The sequence below is a fragment of the Endozoicomonas sp. ALB091 genome (genome assembly GCF_049310265.1).
Taxonomy (GTDB): domain Bacteria; phylum Pseudomonadota; class Gammaproteobacteria; order Pseudomonadales; family Endozoicomonadaceae; genus Endozoicomonas.
Map to the genome: position 1 here is coordinate 924,406 of NZ_JBLYNQ010000003.1, position 20,583 is coordinate 944,988.

A 20,583-nucleotide genomic window follows, 5' to 3' on the forward strand; every position below is an offset into this window, starting at 1 on the left:
AAACCATCCGCCAAATAATGTCGACTATTTATGGATTGCATAAAAAGTAGTTCCGGTCATGCACTTTCATCAACACCAGTTCAATCTCAATATGGGACACGAAGTGGTATCAGCACGCGTAGGGACGCCATTGTTCGTGACAAGGATGAGCTTTCGTTATTGCTCGATTTACCCTTTGAAATACAAGCCAAAATTTATACCTATTTGCAGACTCGTGATATTGCCCGTTTAACACAGGTGAATTCATGCATTTACAACACGCTCAAAAAAGATGCATCAATGATAAGGGCGTGGTATCGCCAGATTGCCTCATCACACCTGGCCATTACGGAAACAATCCTCACTGCAAAAAATAAAGGTCAACTCGAGAATTGGTTGAGCCGTTTTACAAAGGATAAGGCATTAGTCAAGTCAATTATGGATCGCCAGGCGTGTTTTTATTTTCCTGCTCTGTTCTTTTCCACTCTCACTAAACTGATGTGTCAATGTAAAGCATTTAAATTAGAGACTTTAGCCAGCATCCCCTGTCATAGTTTAAAGGACTTAGCTGCCTTCAGCGCCGATGGACGCCACCTGGTGATCGCCTGTGACTCTGGAGCCTGTAAAATCTATGGCCAGGAGAGCGATGAATCATGGGTAGCAAAAAGCACTATCTCCCATGATAAGCAAGTCAGATCAATCACCTTCAGTGCCAATAGCCGCTATGTAGTGACCGCAAGTATGGATGGCAATGCGAAAATTTATGGCAAGAAGGACGAACAAACATGGGAAGAAAAAGCCACTATTTCCCACAGTCACTGGGTACGCTCAGCCACCTTCAGCCCCGATAGCCGCCATGTGTTGACCTACAGTAACGACGGCACAGCGAAAATCTATGGCAAGAAGGACGAACGATCATGGGAAGAAAAAGCCACTATTTCCCATGATGATACGGTCGATTTTGCCACCTTCAGCAAAGATAGTCGCTATGTAGTAACCATCAGTTGGGATAAGAGGGCAAAAATCTATGGCCTGACAGACGATGGGTCATGGGCAGAAGAAGCCATCATTCCACATGATGACCTTCTCTACACAGCCAGCTTCAGCCCCGATAGCCGCTATGTGGTGACCGCCAGCATGGATAGCAAGGCGAAAATCCATGCCAGGAAGGACGATGGGTCATGGCTGGAAATAGCCATTATTTCCCATTTTGTCTCGGTCACCTTCAGCTCTGATAGTCGCCATGTGGTGATCACCAGAAAAAAGGGCAGTGCAACAATCCATAGACTGGATGCCGATGGATCATGGGAAAAAAAAGCCATCATTTCCCGCAATGGAAAGGTTAACTCAGTCAAATTCAGCCCCGATAGTCGCTGTTTTTTAATGACCTCCAGTAACGATGGCAAGGTGATAATCTCTGGCCAGGATAAAGACGGATCATGGAAAGCAAAAGCCATCATTTCCCATGACAAGACAGTCTACTCAGCCAAATTCAGCGCCGATAGCCGCCATGTGGTGACCGCCAGTGCGGATGGCAAAGCGAAAATCTATAGCAAAAAGAACGATGGATCATGGGAAGAAAAAAACATCATTACCCATAACAAAAGTGTCTACTATGCCACATTCAGCCCCGATAGCCGTCATGTCATCACCTGCAGCATAGATCGCACGGTGAAAATCTATGGCCTGACGAACAATGGATCATGGAGAGAAAAAGCCGTCATCTCCAATGGTAACGATATTAGATTAGCAACCTTTAGCGTCGATGGCCGCCATGTGGTCACTGCCAGTTTCGATGGAACAGTGAAAGTTTATGGTCTGAACAGCGATGGATCATGGGAAGAAAAAGCCACCACTTCCCATCATAGTGCAATCATATCAGCCACCTTTAGCATCAATGGCCATGTGTTGACCATCCATGGCGGTAACACAGCGAAGATCACTGAACTACGGATGTCTGACTGATTGTTTGCTGTCAATTCTGTGGTTAGAAGTTGTCGCATAATTACCACTCGCTCCATTCCTTAACTCGTTGGCCTGTTCAGCCAATTCAATCGGTTATGACACCGTTGGAAAGATAGAGAAGCCTGATCCATAGGGCCGTGATGGAACTTTTCACCAACCAATTACTCTCATGAAGGACAAGTTTTAATGGAGTATTGCCATGGATGTTGACTACGGAACAGGGAATTACGCAAGCCTGTACCCTCAACCAAAGTCTGACACCCAGTCCGTAACAGCCTCTGGCCAATGGACCGCCGACAAATCGAGCTGCAAGCGGCGACCCCCTCATCCCAGGGAGCCTGAGCGACAAGTGCTACAGTGGGCCGCCAGGAGTGGGCGTCTGGCGTTTCGGCGAATTTATTTAAATACAGAAAAACAGTACTTTTCAGGTAAGGGGTCACCAAGACCCTTCTCCCTCGTCCTGCCGGGGGGAATGATGCCCACCAAGCCCATACCAAAGAGGTATCGCCAATGGATGGTAGGCATTGTTGATCCACAATGCCTGTATGTCTATAAATGTGATGCTTTTACTCAACGTCTGCTGCTGGAGCCTGGCTTGACTCCGGCACAACTGCGAGCAAAGCTACTGCCTGATCTGCCAACAATGTTTCATAGACGTCGAGAGCATGGCGAACAAGTCACCTGGAGAGCGTATCCTCATCGTTTCACCTCGGGACATCTGCAAAAGGATGGAACGTTCAGTTTACCAAAATTAAAACCCGGCAATGACACCCCTGAACTGGATTACCCGGAACTGGTGCTCACCAAATATGGCAAAGAAGACATCAAATGCTTCGTTGTATACCTTGATGCACAGATAAATATTGCCGAGACCCTGCGGCACAAGCGTCAGTGTGAGGAGGCATTGGAGCTTGAATCATTGCCGCTGGTTGTTTATTGCCACCGAACAGGTTCTGTTCAGGTCTATTTTGATGGTGAGCTGGACAGTAAACACCTGGCCACGAATGAGGATTCTCTGGATTATTTTGCGATTTCACAGGGCATACCCCCAGAAAATTTCAGAGCCATGTTAAATCTGCTGCCAATGTCTCTGCGGACACAGGCACTGAGCTCGGAATTAACCGTCTCACCAGATGTTGAGCACAAATTGCAACAGGCCATCCAGCTGGTGAGTGATCCCCGTGTTTACAGTTACGAGAAACTTCTGGGATTAAAACAGAGTGGTTTGCCAATCCACCAGCCTTTTTTTCATAAAGGAAGTTTTGAATCGTGAAGACAGGATGCTTGTTGATGATTTTTCTCCAAATGATTTTATCAAATGGCTTGATAATCTATGGGAGCAACGGGAAACATATCCTCTGTACCGGAATTGGCCAACGTATGTCCAGAGGGCTCAGCGTGAAAATGCACGCCTGAAACAATCGCTCCATCAGAACGATTCCGGCGCATCGCCAACATCATTGGCAGCTGAGACACCCACAGCGTTACAGTTTGTGGTGAACGCTTTCAGCGAACCGCCGGTCCTGCCTGATCATGTCGGTGATAATGAAAAAACCATCCTGACGGTGTTGCAGCATTATTACCGCCGCCCGGGACCGGAACGGGTGATCAAGAGCCTTGGCAGACAGACCATGCCAACCGTGTGGAAACCGCTGCACAGCTGCAGTCATGTTCTGCGGGCCAGGAATAATGGGCTCTGGTATATGGAATTGCTGGAAAAATTTCAGCTGCGTCGCCTGGAAAAAATAGAAAAAGAACTTCTGGCACTGGCGATTATCTACCATGATGCCGCTGCCGAAGATGTCGACAAATCAGCGGAAGAAACAAGGTCTGCGGGCTATTTCATACGGGACCTGACCGGGCACTACCCTGAACCGCTGCTGGGTAATATGGCCCAGGCGATGGTCAGCAAGGAAAACGATAACAGGGGTAAAGACGAGCAGAACCTGCCTGACCCTGTGCGCTGGTATCTGCGTATATTACGCTTTGCGGATCGACTGGACATTATCCGTTGTTTTGGGGTCGGGGCTGATTTTCCCGGATTCACGGTGACTGAGCCCCCGGGCTTTGATGCTGCACGTCTTGATTTACCAGCGAAGCTGACTGGCGAGTTTGCCTCCGAGTCTGGCAACAAGAGTGAATTCCAACGTCACCTGGAAGCCGCCATGCACGGTGCGGCTGATCTGGCGCGGATAACCACGCGACTTCAGGATCATCGCAAAAAAGACTACACCAAAGTCTATGGTCTGAATGACCATGGCGGCTCCGGGATCTCTGAAAACTTTGAATTGACAACTGAGCCAATGCAGAGAATGAACCAGATTATTAATGACAATGTTCGGCGCAAAATAGCCCGCGAGGCTGGCATTATTGTCTGTTCAGACCCCAGCCACCGGGCCTGCAAGGCTGATCAGCACAAAGGGGTCACTTATGGTATTCATAACAGCTGGTATGATCTGCGGCAGGTGGCGATTCCGGCGGGAATGACGCTGCTGGAAAAGATGCAGTACGAACATGACCCATCACTGCTAAGCCCGGCAACGCAACAGGCACTGGCGCAAGAGGTGCAGCGGCTGAAGAGTGAAGGTATACGGATGAATCCGGGCACCTTGACGCAGGAAACGCTGGCTTCGGAGGAAGCCCGGAAAGTACTGAAGAAACGTGGTATCACCGTGGTCGGCGAGAAGCGCCCCTACTTCACCGACAATGGCCGCCTGAAAGAATGGCCAATGCTGGTGCCAAAGAAGATATTGAAGCCTGGCGCCCATGAGAATGCACCAGCGGGGTGGGCATGTACAGTGCTTTGATCAGTTGCAGAGTTCCTCAAAATAACGGATTCTGAACCATAGTATTATCTTAACCCGTTTGTTTCTGAGAACATCTGCAATCCCGTCGAGCTGCTCTATTCCGCTTTCCTGTCAGGCCGATAAAACCCGGAATAGATCGCTCATTTGGTTAACACCGTTATCGGGCTACAAACTATGATAAGTTTTGTTGCGCCACTGTCAGGCATGTTTATTTTCGCTTTGGCCAGCGGATACCTGACGACTCTGATTCCCCTGAGAATCAATGCGACAGATGGCAATGACTTTCTGGCCGGCCTTATGGGTACCGCCTACTATCTGGGATTACTGGCCGGGTCATTTCGCTCAGAAAGTATTGTTTGCCGGGTAGGTCATATTCGCTCGTTTGCCTGCTTTATGGCGTTGCTCTGTGCCACCGTACTGAGCCTGGCACTGTCGGAGAATACCACCAGCTGGCTGGTACTGCGCTTCCTTAATGGCATGGCGGTGGCGGGCATATTTGTTGTGGTTGAGTCATGGCTGCTCTGTGAAAGCGACAGCGCCAACCGGGGCAGAGTGCTGTCTTTCTACATGGTGTCACTCTATGGTGCCAACGCTATCGGACAGCTATTTGTCGGCTTCCTGGATAGCAGTAGTCTGATGCCGTTTATCCTGATCGGGATTCTGCTGTCATTATCGATCTTCCCACCAGCCATGACCCGAATCCCGACACCGGAAATTGAAGAGGCTTCTACCCTGGGATTCAGAAAGCTGTTTGAACTGACACCCTCCGGAGTACTCGGCTGTTTTGCCGGTGGCCTGGTACTGGGTGGTTTGTATTCAATGCTGCCCATCTACCTGGCCGATCTCAGCGGCAGTGATGATCACACCGTAGCGCTCTTTCTGGCCATCACCATGATTGGCGGCATGGCACTGCAGTTTCCAGTGGGCTACCTGTCCGATATTATCGATCGGCGTAAAATGTTGATTCTGGTTGCCCTGGCTGGCTGTGCTATTTGCTTTGCCCTGATCCTCAGTTCCCACGAGAGCTGGCTGTATTATCCAGCACTGTTTCTGTTTGGCGGCGCTACCTTCACGCTCTATCCACTGGCCATCAGCCACGGCTGTGATCATATGCACCCGGATGATATTGTTGCCGGCACCCAGGGACTTCTGCTGGCCTACAGCCTTGGTTCGTGTATCGGCCCGATCTTCGCTTCACTGTTTATGAGCCATATTCCTGAAGGCCTGATGCTGTATTTCATCACTGTGATGGGCGTTACCGGTCTTTTCTTCCTGATTCGGATGGCTTACCGTCCTGCGATCTACACCAGCGAAGAGCAGCACTTTATTCCAGTACCCCGAACAACACCCATTGTTGCGCAGATTGACCCGCGTTCTGATGCCGAGGAGTTCCTGGAAAGCGAAGATACGGCTAAACCGGCATGCTGAGGAACTGCCTTTAATCACTTTCAACCCTTAAACACAACATAGCCCTTGTAGGAACTCTTCCATCCAGTCATCGTTGTTGACCAGTTTTGACTCTGTCGCCAATGAATCCAATGTCGCCCATGAATCCAAATCCCATTCCACTATTTCATCAAGCCCAAGTGGGTCTCTTCTCCTTTTCTCGCTGGCTTCATTCCATTCTTTCCGTGTTTCTGAATCCACTGCGTAGCTCATTTTGCAGATAGCAGTGCTTAATTCAACATAAGTCATTCGGCTTCGGTGGGGTTCCAGCAGTTCAAGTTCTGCATTTCCCAATTCGCGAAAACGATCCAGAGCTTCCATTGCCGCGTCAAAGTCAGATAGCGGCCCTTGAATGCGACTGTTGGCAACCTGGTTCCCTTGAGTTGGTATGCTTGCCCCTGCTGGAAGTCCTTGCAGAGGGATTGATGTTACTACTGGCGTTTTTGCTGCCTCAATCTGTTCCAACTTTGCAACCACCGCTTTCTTAACGAGGTCTGGAACAATGCCGTCTTTATCATCTTTGATAACCGGGCTGAGTGCCGTGCATAAACGGACGTTTAGCTGGCCGCTGCTGGCATAGTGTTCAAGAGATGACCAGACCGCAGGCTTTAATGGTTTATTGCAATTGATTAGACTGATAATCAGAGAGGGTGCCACCAGGTGTGGTATTTTTTTCGGCTTGGCTTTCTTGGGCTCTTTGGTTCTCGCTTTCATTTGGGCTAATTTTGCCTCAAGCCTGATCGCATAGAGATCGCGCTTGTCCTGAGGCTTTTTATACCATTGTTCTGTGAACTCGGTTGCCTTGAAAAAGGCGGTTAACTGTTGCAATGTCCAGTTCTTTATAACAAAGCCGGTATCTCTGAGGGTAAACTCTGGATTTTGGAGTACAACCGGATCGCCATCGCCTGGCAAAACGGTTAGTCTTTGATTCTTGAATTGATATTCTGTTTGTTCAAGCTCAATTAACATGGCCGTGATAAAGCGCCACAGGCGTTCCTGGCCCGACATGGCGGGATCACCACCGACCATCACCCCTCTTTTATCATCTGTTGACGCTCGGTTTGAAAAGCAGAGATCCGGTATTTTCTCTTGTTCAGGTAGAGAGTGGTTTGTGAGCAGCATTCCTTCCAGCAACCGTTGCTGAATCGTGACATCAGGAGCGGTTTCAGGTGTAGCCTGATAGTCAAGACAGGCATCCATGAATTGCTGCATTTTGTGTTGTCCAAGCACCCGATGTAACCCGCGCCACTGTGAGATGGTGGGCAAGGTTTTGAATAGCTCATCCATCTTATCCGCGTATTTTGAGCGGTTATCTTCTGATTGTTGCCAGAGAATCTCCAGCATCGTGCGTTTAGATTGCGTGAAGTCAAATCGCTGGCCAAGCTGTTGGCAAAGTGGTTTTAATGCATACCACTGTTCCTGAGTTGGGGCTGGCTTCAGGTTTCTGCAAAGTTCAAGGTATTCCTGCCTCTCAGATTCAGGGAGTTGCGTTAGTGCAAATTTTGTTAAAGCCAGTGGTGCAGGAATGGCTAATGCCTTAGTGAGTACTCCTTTGCAGCCTGGATTTTCACGATATTTTTCAATCCAGAACTGGAGACCAGTTCCTCCATGGATAGCCAATATCGGTAGCAATGATTTCAGCGCAGCACGAACAGCCACTCTGTCATTTCGAGGACTCTTGTGGGCAGCCAGATATTGTTGGAATTCGGCAATTTTCATGCGCCATGTTGCGGGCCCGGAGAAGAACAGAGCCAGTGCTTTCATTTGACTCGATTCTAAAAGATCTTCATCACTATTGTCGTCTCCATGTTCAGTGGTACAACCATGCTGATTAAGACATTGGCGAAGTGTTTTCTCATTTTCAGTCAGTTTTTCTCCTGAGGGCAAACCAAAACTTGCAAATATTCGGCAAGAAAGTTTCAGAATATTCTTATTTTCATCCGAGGGTAGCCATTGAACGAACGCTTCCACCTTCGCTTTGTCGGGCAAGCCCCTACTGCTCATCATGGAGGAAAAGGCCCGCAGCAGTTCCAGGCTGAATTCGCCGTTCACCTTCCAGCACTGCCACGCCACGAACGCTTCCACCTTCGCTTTGTCGGGCAAGCCCCTACTGCTCATCATGGAGGAAAAGACCCGCAGCAGTCCCAGGCTGAATTCGCCGTTCACCTTCCAGCACTCCCACGCCACGAACGCTTCCACCTTCGCTCTGTCGGGCAAGCCTTTGCCATGACACATGGAGGAAAAGGTCCGCAGCAGTTCCAGGCTGAATTCGCCGTTCACCTTCCAGCACTCCCACGCCACGAACGCTTCCACCTTCGCTTTGTCGGGCAAGCCTTTGCCTTGACACATGGAAGAAAAGGCCCGCAGCAGTTCCAGGCTGAATTCGCCGTTCACCTTCCAGCACTCCCACGCTTTGAGCGCTTCCACCTTCGCTCTGTCGGGCAAGCCTTTGCTATGACACATGGAGGAAAAGGCCCGCAGCAGTTCCAGGCTGAATTCGTCGTTCACCTTCCAGCACTCCCACGCTTTGAGCGCTTCCACCTTCGCTTTGTCGGGCATGCCTTTGCCATTACACATGGAGGAAAAGGCCCGCAGCAGTTCCAGGCTGAATTCGCCGTTCACCTTCCAGCACTCCCACGCCACGAACGCTTCCACCTTCGCTTTCTCGGGCAAGCCCCTGTTGCTCATCATGGAGGAAAAGGCCCGCAGCAGTTCCAGGCTGAATTCGCCGTTCACCTTCCAGCACTCCCACGCTTTGAGCGCTTCCACCTTCGCTTTGTCGGGCAAGCCTTTGCCATTACACATGGAGGAAAAGGCCCGCAGCAGTTCCAGGCTGAATTCGCCGTTCACCTTCCAGCACTCCCACGCCACGAACGCTTCCACCTTCGCTTTGTCGGGCAAGCCTTTGCCATGACACATGGAGGAAAAGGCCCGCAGCAGTTCCAGGCTGAATTCGCCGTTCACCTTCCAGCACTCCCACGCTTTGAGCGCTTCCACCTTCGCTTTGTCGGGCAAGCCTTTGCCATTACACATGGAGGAAAAGGCCCGCAGCAGTTCCAGGCTGAATTCGCCGTTCACCTTCCAGCACTCCCACGCCACGAACGCTTCCACCTTCGCTTTGTCGGGCAAGCCTTTGCCATGACACATGGAGGAAAAGGCCCGCAGCAGTTCCAGGCTGAATTCGCCGTTCACCTTCCAGCACTCCCACGCCACGAACGCTTCCACCTTCGCTTTGTCGGGCAAGCCTTTGCCATTACACATGGAGGAAAAGGCCCGCAGCAGTTCCAGGCTGAATTCGCCGTTCACCTTCCAGCACTCCCACGCCACGAACGCTTCCACCTTCGCTTTGTCGGGCAAGCCTTTGCCATTACACATGGAGGCAATCTGTTTCAAGCATGGGTTAGCAGCAACCGCCTGAATGTTTTCCTCGCTTTCTTCTGCAAACTTTTTTATCTGAGTCTTCGAGTTGAGCATGCTGGTAAGGCAGCTGGTATTTGTAATCTGCTGGGGATTTACAGCTAAAAAGAACGTGTTGGCCTTGGCAAAATAGCCTTTGAAAGTCTGAGAATCTTTAACAATGCTGAAGTTTTTTAACTTGGAAAAGAGGGAATGTGCGGGCGGCTTTCCCCTGTCTCGCGCTAACTGGATTTTCCTGTCTTTGAGGTTTTTCAGAAGAGTCCCGGCATTCGTTAATATTGCTTGAATTTCTTGATTATTTAAATGTGTTCGCAGTTCATTTTGCTGGCTTACAGAAAATTCTGAAATTGATGTTCCACTGTTAATTTCTGTAGTGAGCGGTACATCCTTCATTGGTTCAGGCATGACCTGCACCATCGCTGAGGTATGTTCATTGCCAGTTAATAGCCTGTTGTCGCTGACTGTTGGTAGATTTCTTGATAGGAAACTGATCACTCCCGGAAGCCTGGAAGCTGCGTCAGCAGGCATGGCCGGTTCGGTCTCCATTGGCTCCGGATTAGCAGGTAGCGAAGTTGCAGAACACACAATACTCCTGCTGTTGTCAGTAACACGCCTGCGCTTTATGGATGGGATGGGCCCGGATTCAGATTGCAGTTGATGCGGTGGAAATGTTCCAGTGCCCGTTGTTGTCTGTTCCACCTGGTAACCTGACATGGATCGCTTTCTTTCTTGTTTTCGGCTGTTTGCTGGCTGGTGCCTTCCGGCTTCAGTGGATGTTAACGGGGATGCCGTGTCTGCGGTTACTGAGGAGGAAGGTGACTGCATGGTTTCTTCGGGGATTACCTGTTTCCAGTTGGAGAATCGTCTGGGGATGACAACAATCGAACTATTGACCTGGTCAGCCCGGTAAAGTTCCAGGCAGCCGGTATCAGGCAAGGCTGACCTGTTTTGTCAGGCAGTCTGGCTGTGAGATGTGTTACGGGATAGCGCACCGCTGACTTTTACATTCCAGGGCAGGAGTGCTTCCAGCTTCTCAACCGTATCCGCATACGGCAGTTCCTCCAGTACGTAACAAATGTACTCGAAAGGCTCCAGTCCATTGTCTTTGGCACTTTCGATCAGGCTGTAATAAATGGCGCTGGCCCGGGTGCCATCAGGGGTATCGGCAAACAGCCAGTTGCGGCGTCCCACAGTCAAGCGGTGAATGGCATTCTTAATGCATATCACAGCCCTTGTAGGAACTCTTCCATCCAGTCATCGTTGTTGACCAGTTCTGACTCTGTCGCCAATGAATCCAATGTCGCCAATGAATCCAAATCCCATTCCACTATTTCATCAAGCCCAAGTGGGTCTCTTCTCCTTTTCTCGCTGGCTTCATTCCATTCTTTCCGTGTTTCTGAATCCACTGCGTAGCTCATTTTGCAGATAGCAGTGCTTAATTCAACATAAGTCATTCGGCTTCGGTGGGGTTCCAGCAGTTCAAGTTCTGCATTTCCCAATTCGCGAAAATGATCCAGAGCTTCCATTGCCGCGTCAAAGTCAGGTAGCGGCCCTTGAATGCGACTGTTGGAAACCTGGTTCCCTTGAGTTGGTATGCTTGCCCCTGCTGGAAGTCCTTGCTGAGGGATTGATGTTACTACTGGCGTTTTTGCTGCCTCAATCTGTTCCAACTTTGCAACCACCGCTTTCTTAACGAGGTCTGGAACCATGCCGTCTTTATCATCTTTGATAACCGGGCTGAGTGCCGTGCATAAACGGGCGTTTAGCTGGCCGCTGCTGGCATAGTGTTCAAGAGATGACCAGACCGCAGGCTTTAATGGTTTATTGCAATTGATTAGACTGATAATCAGAGAGGGTGCCACCAGGTGTGGTATTTTTTTAGGCTCGGCTTTCTTGGGCTCTTTGGTTCTCGCTTTCATTTGGGCTAATTTTGCCTCAAGCCTGATCGCATAGGGATCGCGCTTGTCCTGAGGCTTTTTATACCATTGTTCTGTGAACTCGGTTGCCTTGAAAAAGGCGGTTAACTGTTGCAATGTCCAGTTCTTTATAACAAAGCCGGTATCTCTGAGGGTAAACTCTGGATTTTGGAGTACAACCGGATCGCCATCGGCTGGCAAAACGGTTAGTCTTTGATTCTTGAATTGATATTCTGTTTGTTCAAGCTCAATTAACATGGCCGTGATAAAGCGCCACAGGCGTTCCTGGCCCGACATGGCGGGATCACCACCGACCATCACCCCTCTTTTATCATCTGTTGACACTCGGTTTGAAAAGCAGAGATCCGGTATTTTCTCTTGTTCAGGTAGAGAGTGGTTTGTGAGCAGCATTCCTGCCAGCAACCGTTGCTGAATCGTGACATCAGGAGCGGTTTCAGGTGTAGCCTGATAGTCAAGACAGGCATCCATGAATTGCTGCATTTTGTGTTGTCCAAGCACCCGATGTAACCCGCGCCACTGTGAGATGGTGGGCAAGGTTTTGAATAGCTCATCCATCTTATCCGCGTATTTTGAGCGGTTATCTTCTGATTGTTGCCAGAGAATCTCCAGCATCGTGCGTTTAGATTGCGTGAAGTCAAATCGCTGGCCAAGCTGTTGGCAAAGTGGTTTTAATGCATACCACTGTTCCTGAGTTGGGGCTGGCTTCAGGTTTCTGCACAGTTCAAGGTATTCCTGCATCTCAGATTCAGGGAGTTGCGTTAGTGCAAATTTTGTTAAAGCCAGTGGTGCAGGAATGGATAATGCCTTAGTGAGTACTCCTTTGCAGCGTGGATTTTCACGATATTTTTCAATCCAGAACTGGATACCAGTTCCTCCATGGATAGCCAATATCGGTAGCAATGATTTCAGCGCAGCACGAACAGCCACTCTGTCATTTCGAGGACTCTTGTGGGCAGCCAGATATTGTTGGAATTCGGCAATTTTCATGCGCCATGTTGCGGGCCCGGAGAAGAACAGAGCCAGTGCTTTCATTTGACTCGATTCTAAAAGATCTTCATCACTATTGTCGTCGCCATGTTCAGTGGTACAACCATGCTGATTAAGACATTGGCGAAGTGTTTTCTCATTTTCAGTCAGTTTTTCTCCTGAGGGCAAACCAAAACTTGCAAATATTCGGCAAGAAAGTTTCAGAATATTCTTATTTTCATCCGAGGGTAGCCATTGAACGAACGCTTCCACCTTCGCTTTGTCGGGCAAGCCTTTGCCATTACACATGGAGGAAAAGGCCCGCAGCAGTTCCAGGCTGAATTCGCCGTTCACCTTCCAGCACTCCCACGCCACGAACGCTTCCACCTTCGCTTTGTCGGGCAAGCCTTTGCCATTACACATGGAGGAAAAGGCCCGCAGCAGTTCCAGGCTGAATTCGCCGTTCACCTTCCAGCACTCCCACGCCACGAGCGCTTCCACCTTCGCTTTGTCGGGCAAGCCTTTGCCATTACACATGGAGGAAAAGGCCCGCAGCAGTTCCAGGCTGAATTCGCCGTTCACCTTCCAGCACTCCCACGCTTTGAGCGCTTCCACCTTCGCTTTGTCGGGCAAGCCTTTGCCATTACACATGGAGGAAAAGGCCCGCAGCAGTTCCAGGCTGAATTCGCCGTTCACCTTCCAGCACTCCCACGCTTTGAGCGCTTCCACCTTCGCTTTGTCGGGCAAGCCTTTGCCATTACACATGGAGGAAAAGGCCCGCAGCAGTTCCAGGCTGAATTCGCCGTTCACCTTCCAGCACTCCCACGCTTTGAGCGCTTCCACCTTCGCTTTGTCGGGCAAGCCTTTGCCATGACACATGGAGGAAAAGGCCCGCAGCAGTTCCAGGCTGAATTCGCCGTTCACCTTCCAGCACTCCCACGCTTTGAGCGCTTCCACCTTCGCTTTGTCGGGCAAGCCCCTGCTGCTCATCATGGAGGAAAAGGCCCGCAGCAGTTCCAGGCTGAATTCGCCGTTCACCTTCCAGCACTCCCACGCCTTGAGCGCTTCCACCTTCGCTTTGTCGGGCAAGCCCCTGCTGCTCATCATGGAGGAAAAGGCCCGCAGCAGTTCCAGGCTGAATTCGCCGTTCACCTTCCAGCACTCCCACGCCACGAACGCTTCCACCTTCGCTTTGTCGGGCAAGCCTTTGCCATGACACATGGAGGAAAAGGCCCGCAGCAGTTCCAGGCTGAATTCGCCGTTCACCTTCCAGCACTCCCACGCCACGAACGCTTCCACCTTCGCTTTGTCGGGCAAGCCTTTGCCATGACACATGGAGGAAAAGGCCCGCAGCAGTTCCAGGCTGAATTCGCCGTTCACCTTCCAGCACTCCCACGCTTTGAGCGCTTCCACCTTCGCTTTGTCGGGCAAGCCCCTACTGCTCATCATGGAGGAAAAGGCCCGCAGCAGTTCCAGGCTGAATTCGCCGTTCACCTTCCAGCACTCCCACGCCACGAACGCTTCCACCTTCGCTTTGTCGGGCAAGCCCCTGCTGCTCATCATGGAGGAAAAGGCCCGCAGCAGTTCCAGGCTGAATTCGCCGTTCACCTTCCAGCACTCCCACGCCACGAACGCTTCCACCTTCGCTTTGTCGGGCAAGCCTTTGCCATTACACATGGAGGAAAAGGCCCGCAGCAGTTCCAGGCTGAATTCGCCGTTCACCTTCCAGCACTCCCACGCCACGAACGCTTCCACCTTCGCTTTGTCGGGCAAGCCTTTGCCATTACACATGGAGGCAATCTGTTTCAAGCATGGGTTAGCAGCAACCGCCTGAATGTTTTCCTCGCTTTCTTCTGCAAACTTTTTTATCTGAGTCTTCGAGTTGAGCATGCTGGTAAGGCAGCTGGTATTGGTAATCTGCTGGGGATTTACAGCTAAAAAGAACGTGTTGGCCTTGGCAAAATAGCCTTTGAAAGTCTGAGAATCTTTAACAATGCTGAAGTTTTTTAACTTGGAAAAGAGGGAATGTGCGGGCGGCTTTCCCCTGTCTCGCGCTAACTGGATTTTCCTGTCTTTGAGGTTTTTCAGAAGAGTCCCGGCATTCGTTAATATTGCTTGAATTTCTTGATTATTTAAATGTGTTCGCAGTTCATTTTGCTGGCTTACAGAAAATTCTGAAATTGATGTTCCACTGTTAATTTCTGTAGTGAGCGGTACATCCTTCATTGGTTCAGGCATGACCTGCACCATCGCTGAGGTATGTTCATTGCCAGTTAATAGCCTGTTGTCGCTGACTGTTGGTAGATTTCTTGATAGGAAACTGATCACTCCCGGAAGCCTGGAAGCTGCGTCAGCAGGCATGGCCGGTTCGGTCTCCATTGGCTCCGGATTAGCAGGTAGCGAAGTTGCAGAACACACAATACTCCTGCTGTTGTCAGTAACACGCCTGCGCTTTATGGATGGGATGGGCCCGGATTCAGATTGCAGTTGATGCGGTGGAAATGTTCCAGTGCCCGTTGTTGTCTGTTCCACCTGGTAACCTGACATGGATCGCTTTCTTTCTTGTTTTCGGCTGTTTGCTGGCTGGTGCCTTCCGGCTTCAGTGGATGTTAACGGGGATGCCGTGTCTGCGGTTACTGAGGAGGAAGGTGACTGCATGGTTTCTTCGGGGATTACCTGTTTCCAGTTGGAGAATCGTCTGGGGATGACAACAATCGAACTATTGACCTGGTCAGCCCGGTAAAGTTCCAGGCAGCCGGTATCAGGCAAGGCTGACCTGTTTTGTCAGGCAGTCTGGCTGTGAGATGTGTTACGGGATAGCGCACCGCTGACTTTTACATTCCAGGGCAGGAGTGCTTCCAGCTTCTCAACCGTATCCGCATACGGCAGTTCCTCCAGTACGTAACAAATGTACTCGAAAGGCTCCAGTCCATTGTCTTTGGCACTTTCGATCAGGCTGTAATAAATGGCGCTGGCCCGGGCACCATCAGGGGTATCGGCAAACAGCCAGTTGCGGCGTCCCACAGTCAAGGGGCGAATGGCATTCTTAATGCATATCACAGCCCTTGTAGGAACTCTTCCATCCAGTCATCGTTGTTGACCAGTTCTGACTCTGTCGCCAATGAATCCAATGTCGCCAATGAATCCAAATCCCATTCCACTATTTCATCAAGCCCAAGTGGGTCTCTTCTCCTTTTCTCGCTGGCTTCATTCCATTCTTTCCGTGTTTCTGAATCCACTGCGTAGCTCATTTTGCAGATAGCAGTGCTTAATTCAACATAAGTCATTCGGCTTCGGTGGGGTTCCAGCAGTTCAAGTTCTGCATTTCCCAATTCGCGAAAACGATCCAGAGCTTCCATTGCCGCGTCAAAGTCAGATAGCGGCCCTTGAATGCGACTGTTGGAAACCTGGTTCCCTTGAGTTGGTATGCTTGCCCTTGCTGGAAGTCCTTGCTGAGGGATTGATGTTACTACTGGCGTTTTTGCTGCCTCAATCTGTTCCAACTTTGCAACCACCGCTTTCTTAACGAGGTCTGGAACCATGCCGTCTTTATCATCTTTGATAACCGGGCTGAGTGCCGTGCATAAACGGGCGTTTAGCTGGCCGCTGCTGGCATAGTGTTCAAGAGATGACCAGACCGCAGGCTTTAATGGTTTATTGCAATTGATTAGACTGATAATCAGAGAGGGTGCCACCAGGTGTGGTATTTTTTTAGGCTCGGCTTTCTTGGGCTCTTTGGTTCTCGCTTTCATTTGGGCTAATTTTGCCTCAAGCCTGATCGCATAGGGATCGCGCTTGTCCTGAGGCTTTTTATACCATTGTTCTGTGAACTCGGTTGCCTTGAAAAAGGCGGTTAACTGTTGCAATGTCCAGTTCTTTATAACAAAGCCGGTATCTCTCGGGGTAAACTCTGGATTTTGGAGTACAACCGGATCGCCATCGGCTGGCAAAACGGTTAGTCTTTGATTCTTGAATTGATATTCTGTTTGTTCAAGCTCAATTAACATGGCCGTGATAAAGCGCCACAGGCGTTCCTGGCCCGACATGGCGGGATCACCACCGACCATCACCCCTCTTTTATCATCTGTTGACGCTCGGTTTGAAAAGCAAAGATCCGGTATTTTCTCTTGTTCAGGTAGAGAGTGGTTGGTGAGCAGCATTCCTGCCAGCAACCGTTGCTGAATCGTGACATCAGGAGCGGTTTCAGGTGTAGCCTGATAGTCAAGACAGGCATCCATGAATTGCTGCATTTTGTGTTGTCCAAGCACCCGATGTAACCCGCGCCACTGTGAGATGGTGGGCAAGGTTTTGAATAGCTCATCCATCTTATCCGCGTATTTTGAGCGGTTATCTTCTGATTGTTGCCAGAGAATCTCCAGCATCGTGCGTTTGGATTGCGTGAAGTCAAATCGCTGGCCAAGCTGTTGGCAAAGTGGTTTTAATGCATACCACTGTTCCTGAGTTGGGGCTGGCTTCAGGTTTCTGCACAGTTCAAGGTATTCCTGCATCTCAGATTCAGGGAGTTGCGTTAGTGCAAATTTTGTTAAAGCCAGTGGTGCAGGAATGGATAATGCTTTAGTGAGTACTCCTTTGCAGCGTGGATTTTCACGATATTTTTCAATCCAGAACGGGATACCAGTTCCTCCATGGATAGCCAATATCGGTAGCAATGATTTCAGCGCAGCACGAACAGCCACTCTGTCATTTCGAGGACTCTTGTGGGCAGCCAGATATTGTTGGAATTCGGCAATTTTCATGCGCCATTTTGCGGGCCCGGAGAAGAACAGAGCCAGTGCTTTCATTTGACTCGATTCTAAAAGATCTTCATCACTATTGTCGTCGCCATGTTCAGTGGTACAACCATGCTGATTAAGACATTGGCGAAGTGTTTTCTCATTTTCAGTCAGTTTTTCTCCTGAGGGCAAACCAAAACTTGCAAATATTCGGCAAGAAAGTTTCAGAATATTCTTATTTTCATCCGAGGGTAGCCATTGAACGAACGCTTCCACCTTCGCTTTGTCGGGCAAGCCTTTGCTCATTACACATGGAGGAAAAGGCCCGCAGCAGTTCCAGGCTGAATTCGCCGTTCACCTTCCAGCACTCCCACGCCACGAACGCTTCCACCTTCGCTTTGTCGGGCAAGCCCCTATTGCCATCATACATGGAGGAAAAGGCCCGCAGCAGTTCCAGGCTGAATTCGCCGTTCACCTTCCAGCACTCCCACGCCACGAACGCTTCCACCTTCGCTTTGTCGGGCAAGCCCCTACTGCTCATCATGGAGGAAAAGGCCCGCAGCAGTTCCAGGCTGAATTCGCCGTTCACCTTCCAGCACTCCCACGCCACGAACGCTTCCACCTTCGCTTTGTCGGGCAAGCCCCTACTGCTCATCATGGAGGAAAAGGCCCGCAGCAGTTCCAGGCTGAATTCGCCGTTCACCTTCCAGCACTCCCACGCCACGAACGCTTCCACCTTCGCTTTGTCGGGCAAGCCTTTGCCATTACACATGGAGGAAAAGGCCCGCAGCAGTTCCAGGCTGAATTCGCCGTTCACCTTCCAGCACTCCCACGCCACGAACGCTTCCACCTTCGCTTTGTCGGGCAAGCCCTTGCCATTACATCATGGAGGAAAAGGCCCGCAGCAGTTCCAGGCTGAATTCGCCGTTCACCTTCCAGCACTCCCACGCTTTGAGCGCTTCCACCTTCGCTTTGTCGGGCAAGCCTTTGCCATTACACATGGAGGAAAAGGCCCGCAGCAGTTCCAGGCTGAATTCGCCGTTCACCTTCCAGCACTCCCACGCCACGAACGCTTCCACCTTCGCTTTGTCGGGCAAGCCTTTGCCATGACACATGGAGGAAAAGGCCCGCAGCAGTTCCAGGCTGAATTCGCCGTTCACCTTCCAGCACTCCCACGCCACGAACGCTTCCACCTTCGCTTTGTCGGGCAAGCCTTTGCCATTACACATGGAGGAAAAGGCCCGCAGCAGTTCCAGGCTGAATTCGCCGTTCACCTTCCAGCACTCCCACGCTTTGAGCGCTTCCACCTTCGCTTTGTCGGGCAAGCCCCTACTGCTCATCATGGAGGAAAAGGCCCGCAGCAGTTCCAGGCTGAATTCGCCGTTCACCTTCCAGCACTCCCACGCTTTGAGCGCTTCCACCTTCGCTTTGTCGGGCAAGCCCCTTTGCTCATGACACATGGAGGAAAAGGCCCGCAGCAGTTCCAGGCTGAATTCGCCGTTCACCTTCCAGCACTCCCACGCCACGAACGCTTCCACCTTCGCTTTGTCGGGCAAGCCCCTGCTGCTCATCATGGAGGAAAAGGCCCGCAGCAGTTCCAGGCTGAATTCGCCGTTCACCTTCCAGCACTCCCACGCTTTGAGCGCTTCCACCTTCGCTTTGTCGGGCAAGCCTTTGCCATTACACATGGAGGAAAAGGCCCGCAGCAGTTCCAGGCTGAATTCGCCGTTCACCTTCCAGCACTCCCACGCCACGAACGCTTCCACCTTCGCTTTGTCGGGCAAGCCTTTGCCATGACACATGGAGGAAAAGGCCCGCAGCAGTTCCAGGCTGAATTCGCCGTTCACCTTCCAGCACTCCCACGCCACGAACGCTTCCACCTTCGCTTTGTCGGGCAAGCCTTTGCCATGACACATGGAGGAAAAGGCCCGCAGCAGTTCCAGGCTGAATTCGCCGTTCACCTTCCAGCACTCCCACGCTTTGAGCGCTTCCACCTTCGCTTTGTCGGGCAAGCCCCTACTGCTCATCATGGAGGAAAAGGCCCGCAGCAGTTCCAGGCTGAATTCGCCGTTCACCTTCCAGCACTCCCACGCCACGAACGCTTCCACCTTCGCTTTGTCGGGCAAGCCTTTGCCATTACACATGGAGGAAAAGGCCCGCAGCAGTTCCAGGCTGAATTCGCCGTTCACCTTCCAGCACTCCCACGCCACGAACGCTTCCACCTTCGCTTTGTCGGGCAAGCCTTTGCCATTACACATGGAGGAAAAGGCCCGCAGCAGTTCCAGGCTGAATTCGCCGTTCACCTTCCAGCACTCCCACGCTTTGAGCGCTTCCACCTTCGCTTTGTCGGGCAAGCCTTTGCCATTACACATGGAGGCAATCTGTTTCAAGCATGGGTTAGCAGCAACCGCCTGAATGTTTTCCTCGCTTTCTTCTGCAAACTTTTTTATCTGAGTCTTCGAGTTGAGCATGCTGGTAAGGCAGCTGGTATTGGTAATCTGCTGGGGATTTACAGCTAAAAAGAACGTGTTGGCTTTGGCAAAATAGCCTGTGAAAGTCTGAGAATCTTTAACAATGCTGAAGTTTTTTAACTTGGAAAAGAGGGAATGTGCGGGCGGCTTTCCCCTGTCTCGCGCTAACTGGATTTTCCTGTCTTTGAGGTTTTTCAGAAGAGTCCCGGCATTCGTTAATATTGCTTGAATTTCTTGATTATTTAAATGTGTTCGCAGTTCATTTTGCTGGCTTACAGAAAATTCTGAAATTGATGTTTCACTGTTAATTTCTGTAGTGAGCGGTACATCCTTCATTGGTTCAGGCATGACCTGCACCATCGCTGAGGTATGTTCATTGCCAGTTAATAGCCTGTTGTCGCTGACTGTTGGTAGATTTCTTGATAGGGAACTGATCACTCCCGGAAGCCTGGAAGCTGCGTCAGCAGGCATGGCCGGTTCGGTCTCCATTGGCTCCGGATTAGCAGGTAGCGAAGTTGCAGAACACACAATCCTCCTGCTGTTGTCAGTAACACGCCTGCGCTTTATGGGTGGGATGGGCCCGGATTCAGATTGCAGTTGATGCGGTGGAAATGTTCCAGTGCCCGTTGTTGTCTGTTCCACCTGGTAACCTGACATGGATCGCTTTCTTTCTTGTTTTCGGCTGTTTGCTGGCTGGTGCCTTCCGGCTTCAGTGGCTGTTAACGGGGATGCCGTGTCTGCGGTTACTGAGGAGGAAGGTGACTGCATGGTTTCTTCCGGGATTACCTGTTTCCAGTTGGAGAATCGTCTGGGGATGACAACAATAGAACTATTGACCTGGTCAGCCCGGTAAAGTTCCAGG

At 50.7% G+C, this 20,583-nt stretch carries 12 protein-coding genes and 1 pseudogene; 6 read left to right on the forward strand and 7 right to left on the reverse strand.

The window, feature by feature from the left end:
• Nucleotides 1-30 precede the first annotated feature (30 nt).
• From ACO6UX_RS06950 to ACO6UX_RS06965, 4 genes are all read left to right on the forward strand, one after another.
• Nucleotides 31-1,944, forward strand: coding sequence for a hypothetical protein (locus ACO6UX_RS06950; protein WP_422446102.1), 1,914 nt, complete (start codon nucleotides 31-33; stop codon nucleotides 1,942-1,944).
• Between the two features lie 199 nt (nucleotides 1,945-2,143).
• Nucleotides 2,144-3,217, forward strand: coding sequence for a hypothetical protein (locus ACO6UX_RS06955; RefSeq protein ID WP_422446104.1), 1,074 nt, complete (start codon nucleotides 2,144-2,146; stop codon nucleotides 3,215-3,217).
• The gene (locus tag ACO6UX_RS06960; protein ID WP_422446106.1) at nucleotides 3,207-4,751 is read left to right on the forward strand and encodes a hypothetical protein; all 1,545 of its coding nucleotides are present in this window, start codon (nucleotides 3,207-3,209) and stop codon (nucleotides 4,749-4,751) included. Before ACO6UX_RS06955 ends, ACO6UX_RS06960 begins: the two co-directional genes overlap by 11 nt.
• Before the next feature lie 174 nt (nucleotides 4,752-4,925).
• Nucleotides 4,926-6,179 (forward strand): MFS transporter, encoded by a 1,254-nt coding sequence (locus ACO6UX_RS06965; RefSeq protein WP_422446108.1) that lies wholly within the window; start codon nucleotides 4,926-4,928, stop codon nucleotides 6,177-6,179.
• A gap of 27 nt (nucleotides 6,180-6,206) precedes the next feature.
• Here the strand turns inward: ACO6UX_RS06965 and ACO6UX_RS06970 are convergent, their stop codons facing one another.
• Nucleotides 6,207-10,328 carry a hypothetical protein gene (locus ACO6UX_RS06970; protein WP_422446110.1) on the reverse strand — a complete coding sequence of 1,374 codons (4,122 nt, stop codon included), beginning with the start codon at nucleotides 10,326-10,328 and terminating at the stop codon, nucleotides 6,207-6,209.
• On the opposite strand from ACO6UX_RS06970, the gene ACO6UX_RS06975 reads away from it, so the two are divergent.
• Nucleotides 10,327-10,524: a hypothetical protein gene (locus tag ACO6UX_RS06975; RefSeq protein WP_422446112.1), complete on the forward strand. Its 198-nt coding sequence runs from the start codon at nucleotides 10,327-10,329 to the stop codon at nucleotides 10,522-10,524. The genes ACO6UX_RS06970 and ACO6UX_RS06975 overlap by 2 nt on opposite strands.
• 41 nt (nucleotides 10,525-10,565) lie before the next feature.
• Here the strand turns inward: ACO6UX_RS06975 and ACO6UX_RS06980 are convergent, their stop codons facing one another.
• Together ACO6UX_RS06980 and ACO6UX_RS06985 are read right to left on the reverse strand one after the other, a co-directional pair.
• Nucleotides 10,566-10,805, reverse strand: a complete 240-nt coding sequence (locus ACO6UX_RS06980; protein ID WP_422446165.1) for a transposase domain-containing protein — start codon at nucleotides 10,803-10,805, stop codon at nucleotides 10,566-10,568.
• A gap of 32 nt (nucleotides 10,806-10,837) precedes the next feature.
• Nucleotides 10,838-15,064, reverse strand: a complete 4,227-nt coding sequence (locus ACO6UX_RS06985) for a hypothetical protein (RefSeq protein WP_422446114.1) — start codon at nucleotides 15,062-15,064, stop codon at nucleotides 10,838-10,840.
• Here ACO6UX_RS06985 and ACO6UX_RS06990 point away from each other — a divergent pair.
• The gene (locus tag ACO6UX_RS06990; protein WP_422446112.1) at nucleotides 15,063-15,260 is read left to right on the forward strand and encodes a hypothetical protein; all 198 of its coding nucleotides are present in this window, start codon (nucleotides 15,063-15,065) and stop codon (nucleotides 15,258-15,260) included. The genes ACO6UX_RS06985 and ACO6UX_RS06990 overlap by 2 nt on opposite strands.
• Nucleotides 15,261-15,301: 41 nt before the next feature.
• Here ACO6UX_RS06990 and ACO6UX_RS06995 read toward each other — a convergent pair.
• The 4 genes and pseudogenes from ACO6UX_RS06995 to ACO6UX_RS07010 all read right to left on the reverse strand — a co-directional run.
• A pseudogene (locus tag ACO6UX_RS06995) lies at nucleotides 15,302-15,574 on the reverse strand (transposase domain-containing protein); the annotation flags it as partial.
• Complete coding sequence (locus ACO6UX_RS07000; protein WP_422446115.1) at nucleotides 15,574-17,544, reverse strand: hypothetical protein; 1,971 nt, start codon at nucleotides 17,542-17,544, stop codon at nucleotides 15,574-15,576. The gene ACO6UX_RS07000 and the pseudogene ACO6UX_RS06995, both read right to left, overlap by 1 nt.
• A complete protein-coding gene (locus ACO6UX_RS07005) occupies nucleotides 17,492-18,118 on the reverse strand; it encodes a hypothetical protein (protein WP_422446116.1) in 627 nt (208 codons plus the stop codon). Before ACO6UX_RS07005 ends, ACO6UX_RS07000 begins: the two co-directional genes overlap by 53 nt.
• A 10-nt stretch (nucleotides 18,119-18,128) precedes the next feature.
• Nucleotides 18,129-20,583 (reverse strand): hypothetical protein (locus tag ACO6UX_RS07010; RefSeq protein ID WP_422446119.1); only part of this gene is annotated, 2,455 nt, incomplete at its 5' end.